Genomic DNA, 17,434 nt, shown 5'->3' on the forward strand with positions numbered 1-17,434 from the left:
CCAACTCGGCCGTACCGACCAAACCCTTCGTCAGCAGGCTCTCAGACGATCGCCGAGGTGGCCCGGAACCGCGTCGAGCCGGTGATCTACATCCGGCTGCACTCCACCGAGGGCCGGATGGACGCATGTCGGGTACTTCCCCCGGATGACCGAGTCGGAGGCGTGGCAGGCAGGCCGGGGAGTGTGGCGGATGAGCGCCGACAAGGCCGCCCGGCAACGCTTCGCGCTCATCGTCGGCGAAGGCGTCGTCCGCGCCGTCGCGCAGGTGACCGGGTTCAGCGTCCACGACGACCGGATCGCCCTGGAGGGTGAGCCGCTGGCGGCCGGACACCCCGTCCGCGACGCCTACCTCGGCGCACTCGACCCCGTCACCAACGGCTCGCAGAACCCGGTCGGCTACTGCGACCTGCCCGAAGAAGCCGCCTACCTGATGCGGCCGTGCCACTGCGGCTGCGCGCAGAACACCGACCGCGACTTCCTGCCCGGCCACGACGTCCGCGCCATGCAGGCCCGCGTCCGCGCCCACTTCGACGGCTCCCCGCTGAAGTTCATCCAGTGGGTCGACGCCAACCTGGCCCTCACGCCCCCCACGGCCGCGGACTCCGCTGCCGCGCCACAGCTCCGGTCCTGACCGGATCTGCTGCAGACGGGCGGATCGGGGACTACCAGCCAGTCGGTGCGCCATCTGCGCGAGCGGATGGCCAAGGCGCGTTCCGCCACGGTCCGGCTGTTCAAGCCGCCGCTTCCGCGGTGAGGCTCACCAGTCGTTGGAGTCGAACGTCTCCGGGTCGTGGCAGGTGGCCCAGACCGCTTCGGCATTGCGGCCCTCCTCCCGATCGCGCCATACCGTGCCATCCACGTAGGCCCGATCGCGCTGCAACGCCGCGATCCGGTTCCGGAGCTTCTGCTCGGCCGCGCTGACCGGCAGTTTCTTCCGCCGGCCCGCCGCCTTGGCGGCCGCGCGGGCCTGATCGAACGGCACCTGCTTGGGCTTCAGCTTCTCCAGCTCGGCGGCGATCTCGTCCAAGACCTGGGCACGCTGGGCGGCGATCTCGCGCAGCTCCGCGAGCACCGCCTTCTCATCAGGGCTGACCTTGGATTCCTTGCGGCTCTGCCGCACACCGGTCCCCGCGAAGATCCGGCTGCGCTGCCGATCGAAGTCGGCCTTCATCTGCTGGAGCGTGTGCGACGGCGCTTCGGCGAGCCACGGGAAGTCTTTCTTGGCTTCGGCCATCTGCCGGGCCTGCTCCACGTAGCCGATGAACGCGCCGCGCTGCCGGTAGGTCCGCCGCGGCGAGCGTGGCCGAGTGCTTGGCCAGCTTCGGACGCTGGCCTACCCGCTCCTTGTCGGTCGCGGTCTCGGCCTTACCGACCAGCTCGGTGGTGACCAGCAGATCCGGCGTCTCCAGGCAATCGTCGACCGCCTTGCCCTCCAGATAGATCACCGTGGCCAGCAACGTGGCAAGCTGGCGGGAGGGCCCATGGCGGCGCAAAACGGTCGCCGTGGCCTGCATGCCGTACCGCGCCAAATCGACCATCCGCCGGTGCGGCACCTCCGGCGGCAGCGGCATCACCCGCAGCCCCACTCCGAGGATCTCCGCAGCGCACTCCAGCGCCTTGTCCAGATTCCTGCCCGAGGGCACCGCCGGGCCCTTGCGCCAGCGCTCCAGGCCCGAGGCCCGCCTGCCCTCGGGCGCCTCCAGCAGCATCTCCAGGATCACCCGCTGCCGCGGCGACAGCACCCCGCGCAGCGTGTCATAGAGACGGTCGGTGGCCTCATCCCGCACCCGGGCGACCAGCCGGGCCAGCCGGGCCAGTGTGATCACACCCGGGAGCAGCACCTTGGTGGTGCGCAGCCACGTCACCCCGTCATAGAAGATCGTCTTCTTGCCGTCGCCGGTGTTCCAGGCCCGCGCGCTCGCCCACACGATGAAATCCGCCTCCGCCTGGGAGAACTCCTTCAGCGCGTATCCCTTGCGGATCGCCTCCTGGTGCTCGAACGGGGTGCTGCGCCGCTGGCTGTACTGGCTGATCTGCGAGACATCCTCGATCCCGAGCTGCTCGCCGAGGTACACCAGCACCTCCTCGGGCACGTCCAGCGGGTCGGTCAGAAAGCGCCCGACGTAACGCGCTGTCGTCAGCTGGAGGGCGAGGCCGAGGCGGGCGTGTGTCCCGCGCCGTTCGGCGATCAGCGCCCGATCCACGTCGTCCAGGTAGAAGAACCGCTCCAGCTCCGCCTGCGACGGAGCACCCGAGAACCGGCCGTAGGCGGCCGCCTCACCATCACTCAAGAACTCAACCGGCATAGCCGCCGAAGGTAGGGCAGGCCAGGCAAGCAGGACGAGCGGAAGATCAAATAGTGAGCTGCGGCTTCTACTAACGGGACTTTTCGTTCGGATGCTCGTCATACCCCCGTTTCGACTGGCCGGCCGCGCGTTAGCCGTACGCCCGTGGAGTTCTGGGGTCTTGACGCGCTGCCGTTTTCTCTGTGCGCCCGCACGCGCCCGCTGAACCCTCGGAATGTCATCCATGACCTTGACCCGCGTCAGGGTGGGACGGCGGCCTAGCGGCATTGGGCGAGCATGGTGGCCTTGTCGGCCGGGGTGACGGGGAGGTCGTACTTGAGCGCGACCTGGGCCCATCGCACGGCGTAGGAGCAGCGGATGCGGCGTTGCGGGGGGAGCCAGGCGGCGGGGCCTGAGCCGTCTTTGGCCTCGTTGGCTTCGCCGTGGACGGGCAGCAGGTTGAGGGGGTCTTGGGCGAAGGCGAGGCGTTTGGGTTTGGGCCAGTGGCGGGCGCCCATGCGCCAGGCGTAGGACAGGGGGATGACGTGGTCGACCTGGATGTCGGAGGGGCGGGTGAGGCGGCGGCCGGTGTAGGGGTCGTCTAAGTGCAGGGCGGTGACGTGGCAGCCGTTTTTGCGCAGGTCGGTGCCGTCGCGGGTGAGGAGGTCGTCGCGGGTGCGGCAGCCGTTGCGGGCGTAGGGGACGCCGGGTGCGGCGTCGGTCCAGTTCTTGCCGTAGTGGCGGCGGGTGTAGCCGGTTTTGGGGCCCATGCGGCGGGTGGGGAGCCGGTGGATGAGGGTGCGGGCGTGGCGGCGGTCGGCGCTGGTGGTGAGGGGGGCCAGGCCGGGGCGGGTGCCGTCGGTGTTGGCCAGGGGGCTGGCGGGGGTGGGGGGGGGGGTGGGGGGGGTGGCTTCGGTGTGGCCGAGGAGCGAGACGATCATGACGGTGCCGGCGAGGAGGGCGATCGCGTCGCGGGTGCTCAAGGGCGCCTCCCTTCAGGCTTGAGTGTCGGTGAGGCGGGGCTGTGCCGTCCAGGGGGCGGGCCGTACCCGCGGATGGACCCGAGGGGAGTTAGCGTGTAATGGTGTAAGCAGGTGGAGGTGGTCATGGCGGATCCTCTCGACGCCTACTCTCAGATCGTCTCCTCGGTGGCCGCGGAGCTGCTGGGCAAGGTGGCGCTGGTGCGGGCCGGGCGGGGCAGCGGGTCGGCGGTGGTGTTCACCGCGGACGGGTTTTTGCTGACCAATGCGCATGTGGTGGGCGGTTCGCGGGCGGGGACGGTGGCTTTCGCCGACGGCAGTTCGGGGGAGTTCACCGTGGTGGGGCGTGACCCGCTGTCGGATCTGGCGGTGATCCGGGCGCAGGTGCCCACGCCGGAGCCGGCCCGGCTGGGGGACAGCGACGAGCTGGTGGTGGGCCAGCTGGTGGTGGCGGTGGGCAATCCTTTGGGGTTGACGGGGTCGGTGACGGCGGGGGTGGTCTCGGGCCTGGGGCGGTCGCTGCCGGCGCGCAGCGGGTCGGCCGTGCGGCTGATCGAGGATGTGATCCAGACCGATGCGGCGCTCAATCCCGGCAATTCCGGCGGGGCGCTGGCTGATGCCCGGGCGCGGGTGGTGGGGATCAACACCGCGGTGGCCGGGATCGGGGTGGGGCTGGCGGTGCCGGTGAACTCCACCACCCGCGCGATCATCGCGGCGTTGATCCGTGACGGGCGGGTGCGGCGGGCGTTTTTGGGGTTGGTGACCTCGCCGGCGCCGCTGCCGGAGCAGCTGCGGCGGCGCACCGGCCAGGCCGAGGCGCTGCGGGTGGTGGAGGTGGTGCCGGGCTCGCCGGCTGAGCGGGCCGGGTTGCGGGCCGGCGATGTGGTGCTCAGCGCGGGCCGCAGGCCGGTGGGGGACGCTCAGAGCCTGCAGCGGCTGATGTTCGCCGAGGCGATCGGGCGGCCGTTGCCGATCACGGTGTATCGCAACGGCGCGCTGGTGGATGTGATCGCCGAGCCGGTGGAGCTGTCGGTTCAGTCCTGAGCGGGCTCGGCGGGAGACTCGGCGGCGGGGTCGGTGGGTTTGTCCGGTTTGATGTAGGTGCCGGTACGGCGGGCCAGCAGTTCCTGCAGCAGGGCCTCCCATTGGGCGCCCACGGCGGCCAGGTCGTAGGACTTGGCGGTCTCCAGCGCGCCGGCGGCCAGGTCGCGGCGCAGGTCCTCATCTTCGATGACCTGGTTGATGGCGGCGGCGAGGTTGTCTTCGGTGCGGGGTTTGACCAGCAGCCCGTCGAACTCGTGGGTGATCATCTCTTTGGGGCCGTGGGGGCTGGCGAAGCTGACCACGGCCAGGCCCTTGGCCATGGCTTCCAGGATCGTCATGGGGAAGCCCTCGTGGCGGGAGCTCATGACGTAGATGGAGGCCTTCTCCAGTTCGGCGCCGACGTCGTCGGTGGGGCCCATGAGGGCGACCTTGCCGTCCAGGCCGAGTTCGGCGATCTGGGCGCGCAGGTTGTCCTCTTGGGGGCCGGCGCCGTAGATGCGCAGTTGCCAGTCCGGGTGGCGGGCGGCGACCTGCTGCCAGGCGTTGATGAGGCGGTGGAAGCCCTTGATGCGGGTCAGGCGGCCCACGGCGACGGCGACTTTGGCGTCGAGTTTGGCCAGGCCGCCGGTCATGGGCGGGATGGCGTTGGGGATGCGGATGAGTTTTTTGGGTTTCTTGGTCAGGGCGTCGCGGTAGTCGCGCAGGTCGGCCTTGGTGAGGGTGACCAGGGCGTCGAAGCGGCGGTAGCGCCAGCGGATGAGCGCCTGGACGCTTTCCGGCTGGGTGCGGTAGGCGACGTGTTCCTGGCCGATGGTGATGACGCCGGGCGGGGTGAGCTGGGCCATGACCAGGTTGAGGCCGGGCCGGGTGGCTATGAGCACGCCGGTGTCCAGCGAGCGCAGGTAGCGGGCCAGCCGGAGGTCGGTCCACAGGGTGAAGCGGTGGTGGGCGCTCTCCTCTTCGGGGATGAGCCGGCTGGGCAGCCGGGACAGGCGGGCGCGCAGGCCGGTGGCGGGGGTGGTGCGGTCGTCCAGGAAGCGGAAGCGCACGCGCGAGTCGATGGGGAAGAAGGGCTGTTCGGCTTCCTTGACCACCGAGACGATCTCGACGTCGTAGCCGCGGGAGGCCAGGTAGCCGGCCTGGTTGAAGATGGTGCGGATGGTGCCTCCCATGCCGTAGGCGTGCAGGATCAGGTAGCGGACCTGCTGGATGGAGGGCGGCGGGGCTTTGCGGGCCCGTCTGCGGTTGATCCCGTTGTACAGGCGCCGGACTGCTGCCTTGCCCTTGCGTGCCATTGCGCGCACCGCTGGAGGCCCCCCTTGTGTCGTGTCCCTCGTCGAACAGCGTGTGGCCGGTGGCGAGCGGTGCTCGCCACCGGCCGTGCCGTGGTTGGCGGGGTGAGCCGTCGTTCCCCGTGGCTGTTGCCCCGCTGTCGCCCTTTTAGACGCCGAATGATCGACTTTGGTTGCATGCGGGCGTACGGCGTGGATGGCGGATTATCCGGCTTGGGGTCCGGGGTTACTGGTCGGCGGGGTTGGCCTGCTGTTTCTTGGCGGCTTTGGTGGCTCTGGATGATTTGATGGCGGCCTTCTTCGCCTTGCCCGACGTGGCGGGCTTACCGGATTTGGTCGGCTTCTTTGTGTGTTCTGGCATGATTCCCCCCGTTGGTGATGATGGCGTCCGAGAGGGACACCGTGGAGGAAATACCCATGATGGGCATTGATGTCGACAAAGTGCGTCAGGAGACCCCGGGGTGCCGGGAGGTCGTGCACCTCAACAGCGCCGGGGCCGCCCTGATGCCCCAGCCGGTCATCGACGCGCTGACCGGTCATCTGGCGCTGGAGGCGCGCATCGGCGGCTATGAGGCCTACGACCGGGCCGAGCAGGCGGTCGAGCGTTTCTACGACGCGGTCGCCGCCTTGATCGGCGCAAATCGGGAGGAGATCGCCTACGCCGAGAACGCCACCCGCGCCTGGGACATGGCCTTCTACGGCATCCGCTTCGCCCCCGGCGAGCGGGTGGTGACCACCACCAGCGAGTACGCCAGCAACGCGATCGCCTTCCTGCAGCGCGGCGTGGAGGTGGAGGTGCTGCCCGACGACGCCTCCGGCCAGCTGTCGCTGGAGGCGCTGCAGGACTCGCTGGCGCGCGGCGGGGTGCGCCTGGTGGCGATCAACCACGTGCCCACCCACAACGGGCTGGTCAACCCGGCCGAGCAGGTGGGGCGGCTGTGCCGGGAGGCCGGCGTGCTGTTCTTGCTGGATGCCTGCCAGTCGGTGGGGCAGCTGCCGGTGGACGTGCGTGCGATCGGCTGCGACATGCTCTCGGCCACCGGCCGCAAGTTCCTGCGCGGGCCGCGCGGCACGGGTTTTCTGTATGTCCGGCGGGAGGTGCTGGGGGAGCTGGAGCCGCCGCTGCTGGACCTGCACGCCGCCACCTGGGTAGGGCCCGACCGTTATGAGGTGCGGCCGGACGCGCGCCGTTTTGAGAACTGGGAGCGCTATGTCGCCGGGCAGATCGCGCTGGGCGTGGCCGCCGACTACGCCGCCGCGCTGGGGATGGAGCGAATCTGGCAGCGCGTAGCGGGGCTGGGGGAGCGGCTGCGCGGGCTGCTGGAGCAGGTGCCGGGGGTACGGGTGCTGGACCGGGGCGCGGTGCGGTGCGGCATCGTGACCTTCACCGTGGCGGGGCGGCAGGCGGGTGAGGTGAAGGCCGCGCTGCGGGCGCGCGGCATCAACGTCAGCGCCACCGACAGCGCCCACCAGCGGCTGGATCCGCACGCGGTGCCCTCGGCCGTGCGGGCCTCGGTCCACTACTACACCACCGAGCGGGAGCTGGAGGTTTTGGCGGAGGCGCTGGCGGGGACGGCGGGCCGGGCCGGCTAGGAACCGGCACCAAGAGATCGAAGACCAGTTCGGTGTGGGGTGAGGTCAAGGCGGCGCAAATACCGGCCCACAGGGAGGCTAATGATCTTCAGTGTTGGGCAGAACGTCGGCACAGAGCTTGCGTTCCGGAGGTGCAGCATGGCCTGGTCGCAGGACGAGGAGCGGCTGCTCGCGCAGATCGAGCAGCACCTCGTCGAGGAGGATCCACGGCTGGTGGCGCGGCTGGAGTCCTTCAACAGGCGAGCCGGGCGCAGCGAGGAACGGGCCCGCGGCGGGCGGCCCCGGGGCAGGCCCCGCCGCTCCACGGTGATCATCCTGGTGAGCTGGCTGCTGATCGCGACGCTGGTGGCGACCCTGCTGGTGATGGTGCTGCGGCACGAGGCGGCGGCCCTGGCCGCCCTGCCGGCGGCGCCCGCGCCGCTGGATGACCACAGCCTGACGCTCACCACCTGACGACCCGGGGCCCGGGGGTGCGGGTCAGGCGTCCAGGGCGCGCAGGAAGTCGGCGGCCACGGGCGCGGCGACCTTGCCGCCTCCGCCGCCGCCCTCCACGATCACCGCGAAGGCCAGGTCGCCCCGGAAGCCCATGAACCAGGCGTGGCTGCCCTGGACGGGGTTGCCGTATTCGGCGGTGCCGGTCTTGCCGCGGGTGCCGGCCGGCAGCCCGGCGTCCTTGGCGGTGCCCTTGGTGACCACGGCGGCCATCATCGGCCGCAGCGCCTGCACCGCTTCCTGCGGCAGGCGGCGCGGCTGGGCCTTTTGCGGGCGGCCCTCCACCAGCGTGGGCGGGCGCCAGGTGCCCTCGGCCACGGCGGCGGCCACCGCGGCCATGCTCAGCGGCGTGGCGATCAGGCGGGCCTGGCCGAAGGAGGCCGCGGCCAGCTCGGCGTCGGAGGCGGCCGGCGGGAAGCTGGGCTGGCGGGCCGGCACGCCGATGGCCAGCGGCTGGTTGAAGCCCACCAGCTCGGCGGCCTGGCGCAGCCGTTCGGCGCCGAGCCGGTCGCGGGCCAGCGGGGCGAAGGTGGTGTTGCAGGAGTGGGCGAAGGCGTCCGACAAGGTCAGCGAGCCGTACTCGGCGTGCTCGGAGTTGCGGATCTTCAGCCCGCCGACGGTGACGTACTTCGGGCAGCCGACCCGGTCGCCGGGCCGCATGCCGGCCTGCAGCAGCCCCAGGGCGGTGACGGCCTTGAAGGTGGAGCCGGGGGCGTACTGGCCGTCCAGGGCGCGGTTCATGTCGCCGCGGTTGTTGACCACCGCCAGCACGCCGCCGGTGGAGGGCTTGAGCGCCACCAGCGAGGCGGGCTTGCCCACCACGCGGATGGCCTGCACGGCGGCGGCGTGGACGCGCGGGTCGATGGTGGTGCGCAGCGGCTCGCCCCGCCGGCCCTCGATGGTCGCCAGCACCTTCTCGCCCAGCCGGATCTCGGTGGTGGGGGTGCCGGCCAGGCGGCGCTGGAAGGTGGCCTGCAGGCCGGCGCGGCCGACCGGGTCGCCGGCCCGGTAGGAGGAGCCGAGGCGGGCCACGTCCTTGGCGGTGGCCTTGTCCAGGAAGCCCACCAGCTGGCCCAGGGAGCTGCCGGGGTCGGCGGTGTCGATGCGGGCGCCGGTGGTATCGGTGATGGGCGCCCGCTGCGGCCAGCGGGTCTTGAGGGAGAAGGCCTGCGCCGCGGAGGTCATGGCCGGGTGCAGCGTGGCCGGCTTCCAGTCGACCTTCCAGTGCCGCTCGTGCACCTTCAGGTCGATGCTGCCGCGGTAGGTCCAGGCGCCCACGTCGGCCAGGGTGTAGGTGGCGGTGTAGGGGACGCTGGCGCGGCCGTCGCCCTCGGCGGCCGCACCGAGGACGATCTTGACGGACTGGACGCCGAGGGCCTTGCGCTGCTGGTCGTAGGCCAGCAGGGACTGCGGGGCGGCCAGCTCGGCGGCCATGGCGGCGGTCTGGCCGCGTTCCCAGGCGGCGGCGAAACGGCGGGCGGTCTCCTGGGGCGTGCCGCGGGTGTGCAGCAGGTAGTAGGCGCCCCCGCCGGCGGCCGCCACCGCCAGCACGCTCGCCCCGGCCACGATCGCGACGGTCCGGCCACGCGCCACTGGTCTTCCCCCTGAGGTGTCGGCAGCGTCCCCGAGCCTAGCGGCTAGGAAGCACCGTTTGTCCGGGCTTTGACGCTTGCGGCGTAGCGGGGCACGTACTCCTGGCCGGACAGCTTCTGGATGGCCGCCATGATCTCGTCGGTGACGCGGCGGCGGTCGCGGGCGTCGGTGTGGCGGCCCTCGAACCGCATCGGCGCGCCGATCTTGATGCCGATGGTGGCCGGGCGGGGCAGGCTGGCGCCGGCCGGCAGCGCCTTGTCGGTGCCCGACAGCGCCACCGGCAGCACCGGCGCGCCGGTCTTGAGGGCCAGCCAGGCCACGCCGACCTTGCCGCGGTACAGCCGCCCGTCGGGCGAGCGGGTGCCTTCGGGGTGGATGCCGAACAGCTCGCCGCGCTCCAGCAGCTCGGCGGCGCCCTCCAGCATCTCCTGCGCCGACAGGGCGCTGTCGCGGTCGATCGGCAGGCTGCCGCCCAGGCGCATGAACCACTGGGAGAGCGGGTTGCCGCTGAAGTACTCGTTTTTGGCGGTGAAGGTCACATGCCGCGGCAGCAGCGTCGGCAGCAGGAAGGAGTCGATGACCGACAGGTGGTTGGCGGCCAGGATCGCCGGACCCTTGGCGGGCACGTGGGCCGCGCCCGACAGGTGCGGCCGCCACATCAGGTGGGCCAGCGGCGCGGCGACGAACTTGACCATCTGATACAGCAACGCGACTTCTCCCGGTGTCGTGGACGGCGCCACCACCTTAAGGCACGCGATACGGCAGGGCCCCACCGGCATGGTGGGGCCCTGCGACGATCAAGGCCGCTGTGGCGGTCGCCTCCTCGGCGAAAGGCACAACACGGCTCCAGCCGAACGGTATTCCGTGAAGGCGGTGATTTGCGGCCCGGGGGACACAGACCACAGCGGCCACTGCACTCTAACGGACATCCGGGGGATGCTATTCCACCCGGGGCCGGCGATTGCCCGTCCTTGGCCGGGCCATTGTCGGGATCCTGGCCGAGCAGACCCGCCTCTAGCTGGGGGTTTGCCGTCCCAACGAGTCCCGGCCCAGCGAGTCGCGGCGCAGTAGCAGGAACTCCCGCTCCTGCACGGTCCCGGCCAGTTCCAGGGCCCTGCCGTACTCGGCCATGGCCTCCTCGGCGCGGCCCAGGCGGCGCAGCAGCTCGGCGCGGGTGGCCGGCAGCAGCCGGTAGCCGGGCAGCTCCAGGCCCGCCAGCAGGTCCAGCCCGGCCTGCGGGCCCTCGGCTTCGGCCACCGCCACCGCCCGGTTGAGCCGCACCACCGCCGAGCCGGTCAGCTCCTCCAGCATGCCGTACAGGGCGGCGATCTGCCGCCAGTCGGTGTCGGCGGCACCGGCCGCGGTGGCGTGCTCGGCGGCGATGGCGGCCTGCAGCAGGTAGGGGCCGGGCGGGCCGGGCCGCAGCAGGGCCAGGGCGCGCTCGATCTCCGGCCGGTGCCAGCGGGAGCGGTCCTGCTCGGCCAGCCGCACCAGCCGGCCGCGGCCGTCGGTACGGGCGTCGCGGCGGGCGTGGTGCAGCATCATCAGCGCCGCCAGCGCCCGCACCTCGCTGTCGGCGGGCATCAGCTCCACCAGCAGGCCGGCCAGGGCGATCGCCTCGGCGGCCAGCTCGCGGCGGATCAGCTGCTCGCCCTCGGTGGCCGCGTACCCCTCGGTGAAGATCAGGTACAGCACGGCCAGCACGCCGTCGCGCCGCTCGGCCAGCTCCGGCCCGGACGGCACCCGGTAGGGGATGCCGGCCTGGCTGATCTTCTTCTTGGCGCGGGTGATCCTGGCGGCCATGGTCGGCTCGCTGACCAGGAACATGCGGGCGATCTGGCGGGTGGTCAGGCCGCCCACGCAGCGCAGCGTCAGCGCCACCCGGGCCTCCATCGCCAGAGCCGGGTGACAGCAGGTGAAGATCAGCCGCAGCCGCTCGTCGGGCAGCTCACCACCGGGCTCCTCGCCGTCGGGTTCGTCGCCGGCTTCCTCGCCGATGATCAGCAGCGGCAGGCGGCGCCGCGCCACGGCCTCGCGCCGCAGCCGGTCCACCGCCCGCCGCCTGGCCGCGGTCAGCAGCCAGGCGGGCGGGTTGGCCGGGACCGGCGGCCAGGCGCGCACCGCCGCGGCGAAGGCGTCCTGCAGCGACTCCTCGGCCAGGTCCAGGTCGCGCAGCTCGGCGGTGAGCAGGGCGAGCAGGCGCGCCCAGTGCTCCCGGTAGGCCTGCTCGACCTGGCTCATCCCCGATCCCCGCCGCTCATCCCCGGCCCGCCGCCCCGGTCCCCGCCGCTCATCCCCGGCCCGCCGCCCCGGTCCCCGCCGCTCATCCCCGGCCCGCCGCCCCGGTCCCCGCCGCTCATCCCCGGCCCGCCGCCCCGGTCCCCGCCGCTCATCCCTGGTACTCCACCACCGGGCGGACCTCGACGATGTCCTCCGGCAGCGCCTTGGCCAGCTCGATCGCCTCATCCAGGTCGCGGGCGGCGATCTCGTAGTAGCCGCCCAGGTGCTCGACGGTCTCGGCGAACGGCCCGTCGGTGACCATCACCTCCCGGTCCTTCTTGCGCACCGTCAACGCCGTGGCCGACGGCTGCAGCGCCTCCCCGCCCAGGTAGGCGTTGCGCTCGCGCAGCAGGGCGGTGTAGTCGCCGTGCGCCTTCATGGCCCGCTCGGCGTCCTCGGGCCCGGCCTGCTCCCAGGCGCTCTCATCGCCGTAGATGAGCAGGGCGTAGCGCACGCCGCCGGGGTTGTCGCCGGGCGGGATGTCCGGCCCGGTGTCCATGACGGGCCGGATCTCCACATCGCCCGGCTGGGCCTTGGCCAGCTCCAGGGCCTCCTGCAGGTCCCTGGCCTCGATCAGCACGTAGCCGGAGATCTGCTCGACGGTCTCGGCGTAGGGGCCGTCGGTGATGAGCACCTGGCCGCCGCTCTTGCGGATGGTGGTGGCGGTGGAGGAGTGGGCCAGCTCGTTGCCGCCCCGCTCGGCCCCCCGCGCGCGCAGCATCGCGGTGTAGGCGCCCCACTGCTCGTAGATCGCCTTGCGCTCCTGCGGCCCGGCCTGCGCCCAGGGCGCCTCGTCCCCGACGCACAGCAACAGATATTTCATGTGTGCCTCCTTTCACCACCATGACGGGCGCCGGGCGAGGGAATCGACAGGGCGCGGAGAAAATCTCGCGGCCGGTCGGCCCAGATCCGGATGATGCTCGCCTGTCCGGTACGGCCCAGCGGCCGGGTGACGGTGACGGGCTCGGCCAGCTCCAGGATGAGGTTGGTCTGGGCGGAGACGACCAGGTCGAGCCGCCCGCCGGCCAGGCGCACCAGCCCGCCGTCGTGGATGGTGTGGCCGCCGCGGGCGGCGGCGATGAGGTGGCGGGGAATGCGCAGGTCAAAGGCGGCGCCGTAGCGGATGCGCACCTCGCCGGGGCCGACCACGTGGGGCCGCACCCGGCAGGCGGCGATCATGCCGGCGATCAGGACGGCGCTGTAGACGTGCAGGACCAGCAGCACCCCTCTCACGGCCGGCCAGGGGACCAGGACGTGCAGCACTCCGCCCTCCACGAGGGTGGCGAAAAGGAACAGCAGCATGGTCGCGCCCTGGCCGCCGGTGTAGGCGAAGGCCTGCTCGCCCGGCCGCACGCCGTGGCGGCGGCGGGCCAGCCAGTAGCCCAGGCTCGCCAGCAGTCTGGCCTCGTGGGCGAGCAGCCGCCGCACCGCGACGGGCACCGCCTGCCGCAGCGCCGCCGCCAGGGCCTCGCGGCGCGACAGCCCGCCGCGGCGGGCGGTCCGCACCAGCCGGGCCAGCACCCAGCATTCGAAGGCCGCCACGAGAAGGATCGCCAGCTCGGCTATGGCCGGCGCCGGGGCGGGCAGCCGCACGCCGGCGGCCGGCAGCGCCAGCACGGCCAGCTCGGCGGGGATCGCGGCGGCCGCCACGATGCGGGCGGCCTTCACGACGCCCTGGTCACCGGCGGTCATCCGTCCTCCCGGCCCGCGGAAGGGCCGGCGGCCCGCCGGGCGGCCAGGTCGAAGACGCGGCGCAGGACCTCCGCCTGCCCGGGGGTCAGATCGGCCAGGAACGCCCGGGCGAAGGAGTGCTCCAGCACCTGCCCGCCGGGCACGTCCGCGCCGGGCGGGACCAGGGCCAGCAGTTCCTCGGCCAGGCCGGGGATGCGCGGGTCGCCGGCCTGGCAGACCTGGTCCAGCATGCCGTACACCCGGTGCACCCGCTCCACGTAGGCCGGGTCGTCGGCCAGCTCGCCCAGCAGGCGGGCCAGCTCGCGCCGGTCGTCGGGGGAGGCGGCGACATCCAGCAGCGCCAGCCACTCCCGCTCGCGGGCCAGCAGCCCGCCGGCCGGGCGGGGCAGGCGGCCGAACAGCTCGGCCATGTCGGGGGAGACCGGGTCGTCCGGATGCAGCTCCTCGCGGGCCAGCAGCTGGGCGATGCGGGCCCGCCGCGCCCGGATCTGTTCCTCCTGGCGGGCCAGGTCGGCCTCCAGCTCCGCCAGCACCTCGCGCAGGTCCCTGCCCCGGTCGTCGGCCAGCACGTCGCGCACCTCCTCCAGCGACAGGCCCAGCTCGCTCAGCCGCCGGATCCTGGCCAGCTCCACCGCGTGGCGCAGGCCGTAGGAGCGGTAGCCGTTGGCCAGGCGTCCGGGCTCGGGCAGCAGCCCCAGGTGGTGGTAGTGGCGTACGGCGCGCGTGGACACCCCGGCCAGCGCGGCGAGTTCTCCGATCCGCATGAGGCCATCAAAGACGTTGACGCCGCGTCAAGGTCAAGCCAGCGGGCGGGGGGCGGGCAGGCGCAGGCGGTCCACGGCCTCGCGGCGGCGTTTTTCCGGGCGCCGGTCATAGCGGGCCGTGGTGGCCGGGGAGGAGTGCCCCACCAGCGCCTGCGCGGTGGCCAGGTCCACCCCGGCGTCCAGCAGCTCGCCGATGAAGGTGCGGCGGAAGTCGTGGGCGGTACGGCGGGGCGCCCCGGCCTGGCCGAGCCGCCGGGTGAGGATGTCGGCGATGCCCTGGCCGCTCAAGGGGCGCGGGCGCAGCGTGCCGGCCTTGGTGAAGGGGCCGAACAGCGGCCCGGGGTGCTCGCCCCGCACCGCCAGCCAGCGCTCCACCAGCCCGACGGCCTCGGCCGTCAGGTACACCAGCCGCTCCTTGTCCCGCTTGCCCCGCACCCGCAGGCTGCGCGCCGCCGGGTCGTAGTCGGCCAGCCGCAGCCCGGCGATCTCCGAGCGGCGGCAGCCGGTGGAGTACAGCACCGCGATGAGCGCCGCGTCGCGCACCCCCGCCGGGGACTCCTCGCACGCCGCCAGCGCCGCCCCGACCACCTCCGGGGGGATGTGGTGGCCGGCCGGCAGCCGCGCCTGCCGTACCGGGGCCAGGTCGGTGGCGCGGGCGTAGTCCTCGGCCGCCAGCAGCCCCAGCCGCCAGGCCTCCTTCAGCACGCGCCGCAGCGCCACCAGGTGCTTGTTGACGTAGGCGGCCGACCAGCCCTGCTCGGTGAGGATCGTGCGGATGCGGACGGTGTGCTCATAGCGCAGCCGGTGCCAGGGCAGGCCGGCGCCGCTCGCGGCGGGGTCGCCGGTGAGGATGCGGGCGATGCGGTCCAGGCAGCCGCGCATGGTACGGCGGGACTCGGGGCTGGTGAGCGAGTCGAGGTAGACGTGGTAGGGGTCGCGGACCGGTTGGGCGGGCAGCGCTGGCAGGCTCACGCCGCCGATCATGCCAGACCGGGCGGCGACAGGCTGCGGTGAACCCGCCGCCGAATCGCGGAACGAACCCTGCCGCGATGGCCTCTAGCGTGGGCGTCATGGATCTCAGGACGCTCAACCGCACCACCCTGCAGCGCCAGCTGCTGCTGCGCCGCTCGGCCATGACGCCGCTGGAGGCGGTGCGCCACCTGGTGGCGCTGCAGGGACAAGAACCCAACCCCCCGTACATCGGCCTGTGGTCGCGGCTGGAGTCCTTCACCCACGAGGAGCTGACCGGCCTGCTGTACGGCAGGCAGGTGGTGCGCTCCTCGCTGCTGCGCGCCACCCAGCACCTGACGGCCGCCGAGGACTACCTGTGGCTGCGGCCGCTGATGGACGCCCCCATGCGGCGCTCGCGGCAGGCGGCCTTCGGCCGGGTCACGCGCGGGCTGGACCTGGAGGAGCTGGCCCGCGTGGCCCGCAAGCACCTGACCGGCCAGACCCTCACCCGGCCCCAGCTGGCCACGCTGCTGGCCGAGCGCTGGCCGCACATCGAGCGCCTGGCGCTGGGCTGGTCGGCCCAGTCGGTGCTGCCGCTGGTGCACGTGCCGCCCAACGGCACCTGGAACCGCTACGGCGCCACCCCCTTCACGCTGGCCGAGGAGTGGCTGGGCCGGCCGCTGGAGGCCGCGCCGCCCGTCGAGCGGCTCGTCACCCGCTACCTGGCCGCCTTCGGCCCGGCCACCGTCATGGACGTGCAGGCCTGGTCGGGCCTGACGCGGCTGCGCGAGGTGATGGAGGCCATGCCGCTGCGCCGCCACGGCAAGCTGTATGACCTGCCCGACGCGCCGCCGGCCGACCCCGACACCCCGGCCCCGGTGCGGTTCCTGCCGTGGTTCGACAACCTCATGGTCGCCTACGCCGACCGCACCAGGGTGATGAGCGACCAGGCGCGGTCCCGGGTGTGCGTCGGCGCGATCGTCTACCCGACCTTCCTGGTGGACGGAACTGTCGGCGGCATCTGGAATATTCACGACGGCGCGCTGCACCTGCTGCCGTTCGACCCGCTGCCCGATGAGACGATGGGAGAGCTGGAGGAGGAAGGCGCGCGCCTGCTCGCCTTCACCGGCATGCAAGGAGCGTCCATCACATGGCACGAGCACGCGAACTGTTCGACGAGCTGGCCGCCGAGCAACTGGCCAGGCCCGAGGTGAGCCTGGGCACGATGCTGCGCGGCGACGGGCTGACAGTGGAGGGCAAGGTATATGCCTTCCTGTCCAAGGGCGAGGGCCTGGTGGTCAAGCTGCCCGCCGAGCGGGTGGCCGAGCTGACCTCGCAGGGCGCCGCCCGCCAGGTCGTCATGGGCGCCCGCACGATGCGCGAGTGGGTGGAGCTGCCGCAGCCGGACGAGACGCTGTGGCGCAGGGCGATGACCGAGGCCGCCGCCTACGTCCGGCAGCTGGCCTCATGAGGGACCTGCGGCTGCTGCCCAAGGCCCACCTGCACACCCACCTGGAGGCCACCGTCCGCCCCGAGACGATCCGCGCGCTGGGCGGCCGGCCGGTGGTGCGCGATCGGCCCTTCGCCGACTTCCGCGAGTTCGGTGAGGAGCGCGGCGCGGTGCGGCGGCTGCTGCGCACGCCCGAGCACTTCCGGCGCATCGCCGAGGAGTTCTGCGCCGACGAGGCCGCCCAGGGCGTGCGGTATGTGGAGGTCACCTTCACCGCCGCCTCCCACGGCGAACGGCTGGGCCAGATGGAGATGCCGCTGGAGGCGGTGCTGGAGGGCCTGGCCGAGGGCTCGGCCCGCCACGGGATTCACACCCGGGTGCTGCTGGACCACTCCCGCCGCCAAAGCGTGGAGCGGCTGTGGCAGACGCTCAAGCTGGCCGTGCGCTATCCGGAGGTGGCCGGGATCGGGCTGGCGGGCGACGAGCGCTACCCGCTGGCGCCCTTCGCCGAGGTGCTCGACGCCGCCCGCGAGGCCGGGGTGCACCTGGTCCACCACGCCGGCGAGGGTGCGGGCCCGGCCAGCGTGCGGGAGGCGCTGGAGCTGGGCCACGCCGAGCGCATCGGCCACGGCTTCCGGGTGCTGGAAGACCCCGAGCTGGTGGCCGGGCTGCGCGAGCGGGGCATCCCGCTGGAGGTGTGCCCGTATTCCAACGTGCTGCTGGGCATGGTGCCCTCCTACGCCGAGCATCCGCTGCCGCGCCTGGTGGAGGCCGGGCTGGCGGTCACGCTCAACACCGACGGCGAGACCACGCTGACGGGGGAGTACGAGCGGGTCAGAGACGTCTTCGGGTACGGCGACGCCGAGCTGGCGGCGCTGGCCAGGGCCGGGGTGGCGGCGAGCTTCGCCTCCGCCGAGCTCAAGGAGCGGCTCCTCGGCGAGATCGACCGGTGGCTGGAGCAGCCGCCCGCGTGAACAGCGGGCCGGTCGCCCAGCCCTCCTGCGATCACCCCGCCCCT

The 17,434-nt window shown here is 72.8% G+C and carries 20 protein-coding genes; 7 read left to right on the top strand and 13 right to left on the bottom strand.

Features of this window, described 5'->3' with window-relative positions:
- Positions 1 to 190 precede the first annotated feature (190 nt).
- Entirely contained in the window at positions 191 to 631 is a 441-nt protein-coding gene (locus tag BSB02_RS35050; RefSeq protein ID WP_084965308.1) for a hypothetical protein, read from the top strand.
- A 126-nt stretch (positions 632 to 757) separates the two neighbouring features.
- Here BSB02_RS35050 and BSB02_RS40210 read toward each other — a convergent pair whose 3' ends face one another.
- The 3 genes from BSB02_RS40210 to BSB02_RS35060 form a co-directional block, all read right to left on the bottom strand.
- Positions 758 to 1,171, bottom strand: a complete 414-nt coding sequence (locus tag BSB02_RS40210; RefSeq protein WP_143591572.1) for a hypothetical protein — start codon at positions 1,169 to 1,171, stop codon at positions 758 to 760.
- Entirely contained in the window at positions 1,083 to 2,306 is a 1,224-nt protein-coding gene (locus BSB02_RS35055) for a DUF4158 domain-containing protein (RefSeq protein WP_158088824.1), read from the bottom strand. The genes BSB02_RS40210 and BSB02_RS35055 overlap by 89 nt, the downstream gene beginning before the upstream one ends.
- Positions 2,307 to 2,563: 257 nt before the next feature.
- The gene (locus tag BSB02_RS35060; protein WP_206185048.1) at positions 2,564 to 3,268 is read right to left on the bottom strand and encodes an HNH endonuclease family protein; all 705 of its coding nucleotides are present in this window, start codon (positions 3,266 to 3,268) and stop codon (positions 2,564 to 2,566) included.
- A gap of 111 nt (positions 3,269 to 3,379) precedes the next feature.
- Between BSB02_RS35060 and BSB02_RS35065 the strand changes: the two genes are divergently transcribed.
- Complete coding sequence (locus BSB02_RS35065; RefSeq protein WP_206185049.1) at positions 3,380 to 4,309, top strand: S1C family serine protease; 930 nt, start codon at positions 3,380 to 3,382, stop codon at positions 4,307 to 4,309.
- On the opposite strand, the gene BSB02_RS35070 is transcribed toward BSB02_RS35065, so the two are convergent.
- Both BSB02_RS35070 and BSB02_RS43210 read right to left on the bottom strand, forming a co-directional pair.
- Positions 4,300 to 5,604: a glycosyltransferase family 4 protein gene (locus BSB02_RS35070; RefSeq protein WP_169729469.1), complete on the bottom strand. Its 1,305-nt coding sequence runs from the start codon at positions 5,602 to 5,604 to the stop codon at positions 4,300 to 4,302. The two genes, BSB02_RS35065 and BSB02_RS35070, sit on opposite strands and share 10 nt — an antisense overlap.
- A 223-nt stretch (positions 5,605 to 5,827) precedes the next feature.
- Positions 5,828 to 5,962, bottom strand: coding sequence for a hypothetical protein (locus BSB02_RS43210; RefSeq protein ID WP_276206384.1), 135 nt, complete (start codon positions 5,960 to 5,962; stop codon positions 5,828 to 5,830).
- Between the two features lie 56 nt (positions 5,963 to 6,018).
- Between BSB02_RS43210 and BSB02_RS35075 the strand changes: the two genes are divergently transcribed.
- On the top strand, positions 6,019 to 7,194 hold the full coding sequence (locus tag BSB02_RS35075; protein ID WP_338064371.1) for an aminotransferase class V-fold PLP-dependent enzyme: 1,176 nt from the start codon (positions 6,019 to 6,021) through the stop codon (positions 7,192 to 7,194).
- Positions 7,195 to 7,332: 138 nt separating this feature from the next.
- Entirely contained in the window at positions 7,333 to 7,647 is a 315-nt protein-coding gene (locus BSB02_RS35080; protein WP_084965311.1) for a DUF3040 domain-containing protein, read from the top strand.
- 24 nt (positions 7,648 to 7,671) lie between these two features.
- Here BSB02_RS35080 and BSB02_RS35085 read toward each other — a convergent pair whose 3' ends face one another.
- The 8 genes from BSB02_RS35085 to BSB02_RS35115 form a co-directional block, all read right to left on the bottom strand.
- A complete protein-coding gene (locus tag BSB02_RS35085; RefSeq protein WP_084965312.1) occupies positions 7,672 to 9,279 on the bottom strand; it encodes a penicillin-binding transpeptidase domain-containing protein in 1,608 nt (535 codons plus the stop codon).
- A gap of 44 nt (positions 9,280 to 9,323) precedes the next feature.
- Positions 9,324 to 9,974 carry a lysophospholipid acyltransferase family protein gene (locus BSB02_RS35090; RefSeq protein WP_084965347.1) on the bottom strand — a complete coding sequence of 217 codons (651 nt, stop codon included), beginning with the start codon at positions 9,972 to 9,974 and terminating at the stop codon, positions 9,324 to 9,326.
- A gap of 319 nt (positions 9,975 to 10,293) precedes the next feature.
- Entirely contained in the window at positions 10,294 to 11,520 is a 1,227-nt protein-coding gene (locus tag BSB02_RS35095) for an RNA polymerase sigma factor (protein WP_084965313.1), read from the bottom strand.
- Entirely contained in the window at positions 11,517 to 11,672 is a 156-nt protein-coding gene (locus tag BSB02_RS40865) for a hypothetical protein (RefSeq protein WP_158088825.1), read from the bottom strand. The genes BSB02_RS35095 and BSB02_RS40865 overlap by 4 nt, the downstream gene beginning before the upstream one ends.
- Entirely contained in the window at positions 11,669 to 12,382 is a 714-nt protein-coding gene (locus tag BSB02_RS35100) for a YciI family protein (RefSeq protein WP_084965314.1), read from the bottom strand. The genes BSB02_RS40865 and BSB02_RS35100 overlap by 4 nt, the downstream gene beginning before the upstream one ends.
- Positions 12,379 to 13,251, bottom strand: a complete 873-nt coding sequence (locus BSB02_RS35105) for a hypothetical protein (protein ID WP_084965315.1) — start codon at positions 13,249 to 13,251, stop codon at positions 12,379 to 12,381. Before BSB02_RS35105 ends, BSB02_RS35100 begins: the two co-directional genes overlap by 4 nt.
- Positions 13,248 to 14,015 (bottom strand): MerR family transcriptional regulator, encoded by a 768-nt coding sequence (locus tag BSB02_RS35110; RefSeq protein WP_084965316.1) that lies wholly within the window; start codon positions 14,013 to 14,015, stop codon positions 13,248 to 13,250. The genes BSB02_RS35105 and BSB02_RS35110 overlap by 4 nt, the downstream gene beginning before the upstream one ends.
- Before the next feature lie 33 nt (positions 14,016 to 14,048).
- Positions 14,049 to 14,987, bottom strand: a complete 939-nt coding sequence (locus tag BSB02_RS35115; RefSeq protein ID WP_084965317.1) for a tyrosine-type recombinase/integrase — start codon at positions 14,985 to 14,987, stop codon at positions 14,049 to 14,051.
- 98 nt (positions 14,988 to 15,085) lie between these two features.
- Between BSB02_RS35115 and BSB02_RS35120 the strand changes: the two genes are divergently transcribed.
- Genes BSB02_RS35120 through add form a run of 3 tightly spaced genes read left to right on the top strand, consistent with a single transcriptional unit; the run spans position 15,086 to position 17,390 of the window.
- Positions 15,086 to 16,180 carry a winged helix DNA-binding domain-containing protein gene (locus BSB02_RS35120; RefSeq protein WP_240506941.1) on the top strand — a complete coding sequence of 365 codons (1,095 nt, stop codon included), beginning with the start codon at positions 15,086 to 15,088 and terminating at the stop codon, positions 16,178 to 16,180.
- Positions 16,117 to 16,437 (top strand): hypothetical protein, encoded by a 321-nt coding sequence (locus tag BSB02_RS35125; protein WP_084965319.1) that lies wholly within the window; start codon positions 16,117 to 16,119, stop codon positions 16,435 to 16,437. The genes BSB02_RS35120 and BSB02_RS35125 overlap by 64 nt, the downstream gene beginning before the upstream one ends.
- Entirely contained in the window at positions 16,434 to 17,390 is a 957-nt protein-coding gene (gene add, locus BSB02_RS35130) for an adenosine deaminase (RefSeq protein ID WP_084965320.1), read from the top strand. Before BSB02_RS35125 ends, add begins: the two co-directional genes overlap by 4 nt.
- The last annotated feature ends 44 nt before the right edge of the window (positions 17,391 to 17,434 follow it).

This window comes from Thermoactinospora rubra, from assembly GCF_002093975.1.
GTDB classification, from domain to species: Bacteria; Actinomycetota; Actinomycetes; order Streptosporangiales; family Streptosporangiaceae; genus Nonomuraea; species Nonomuraea rubra_A.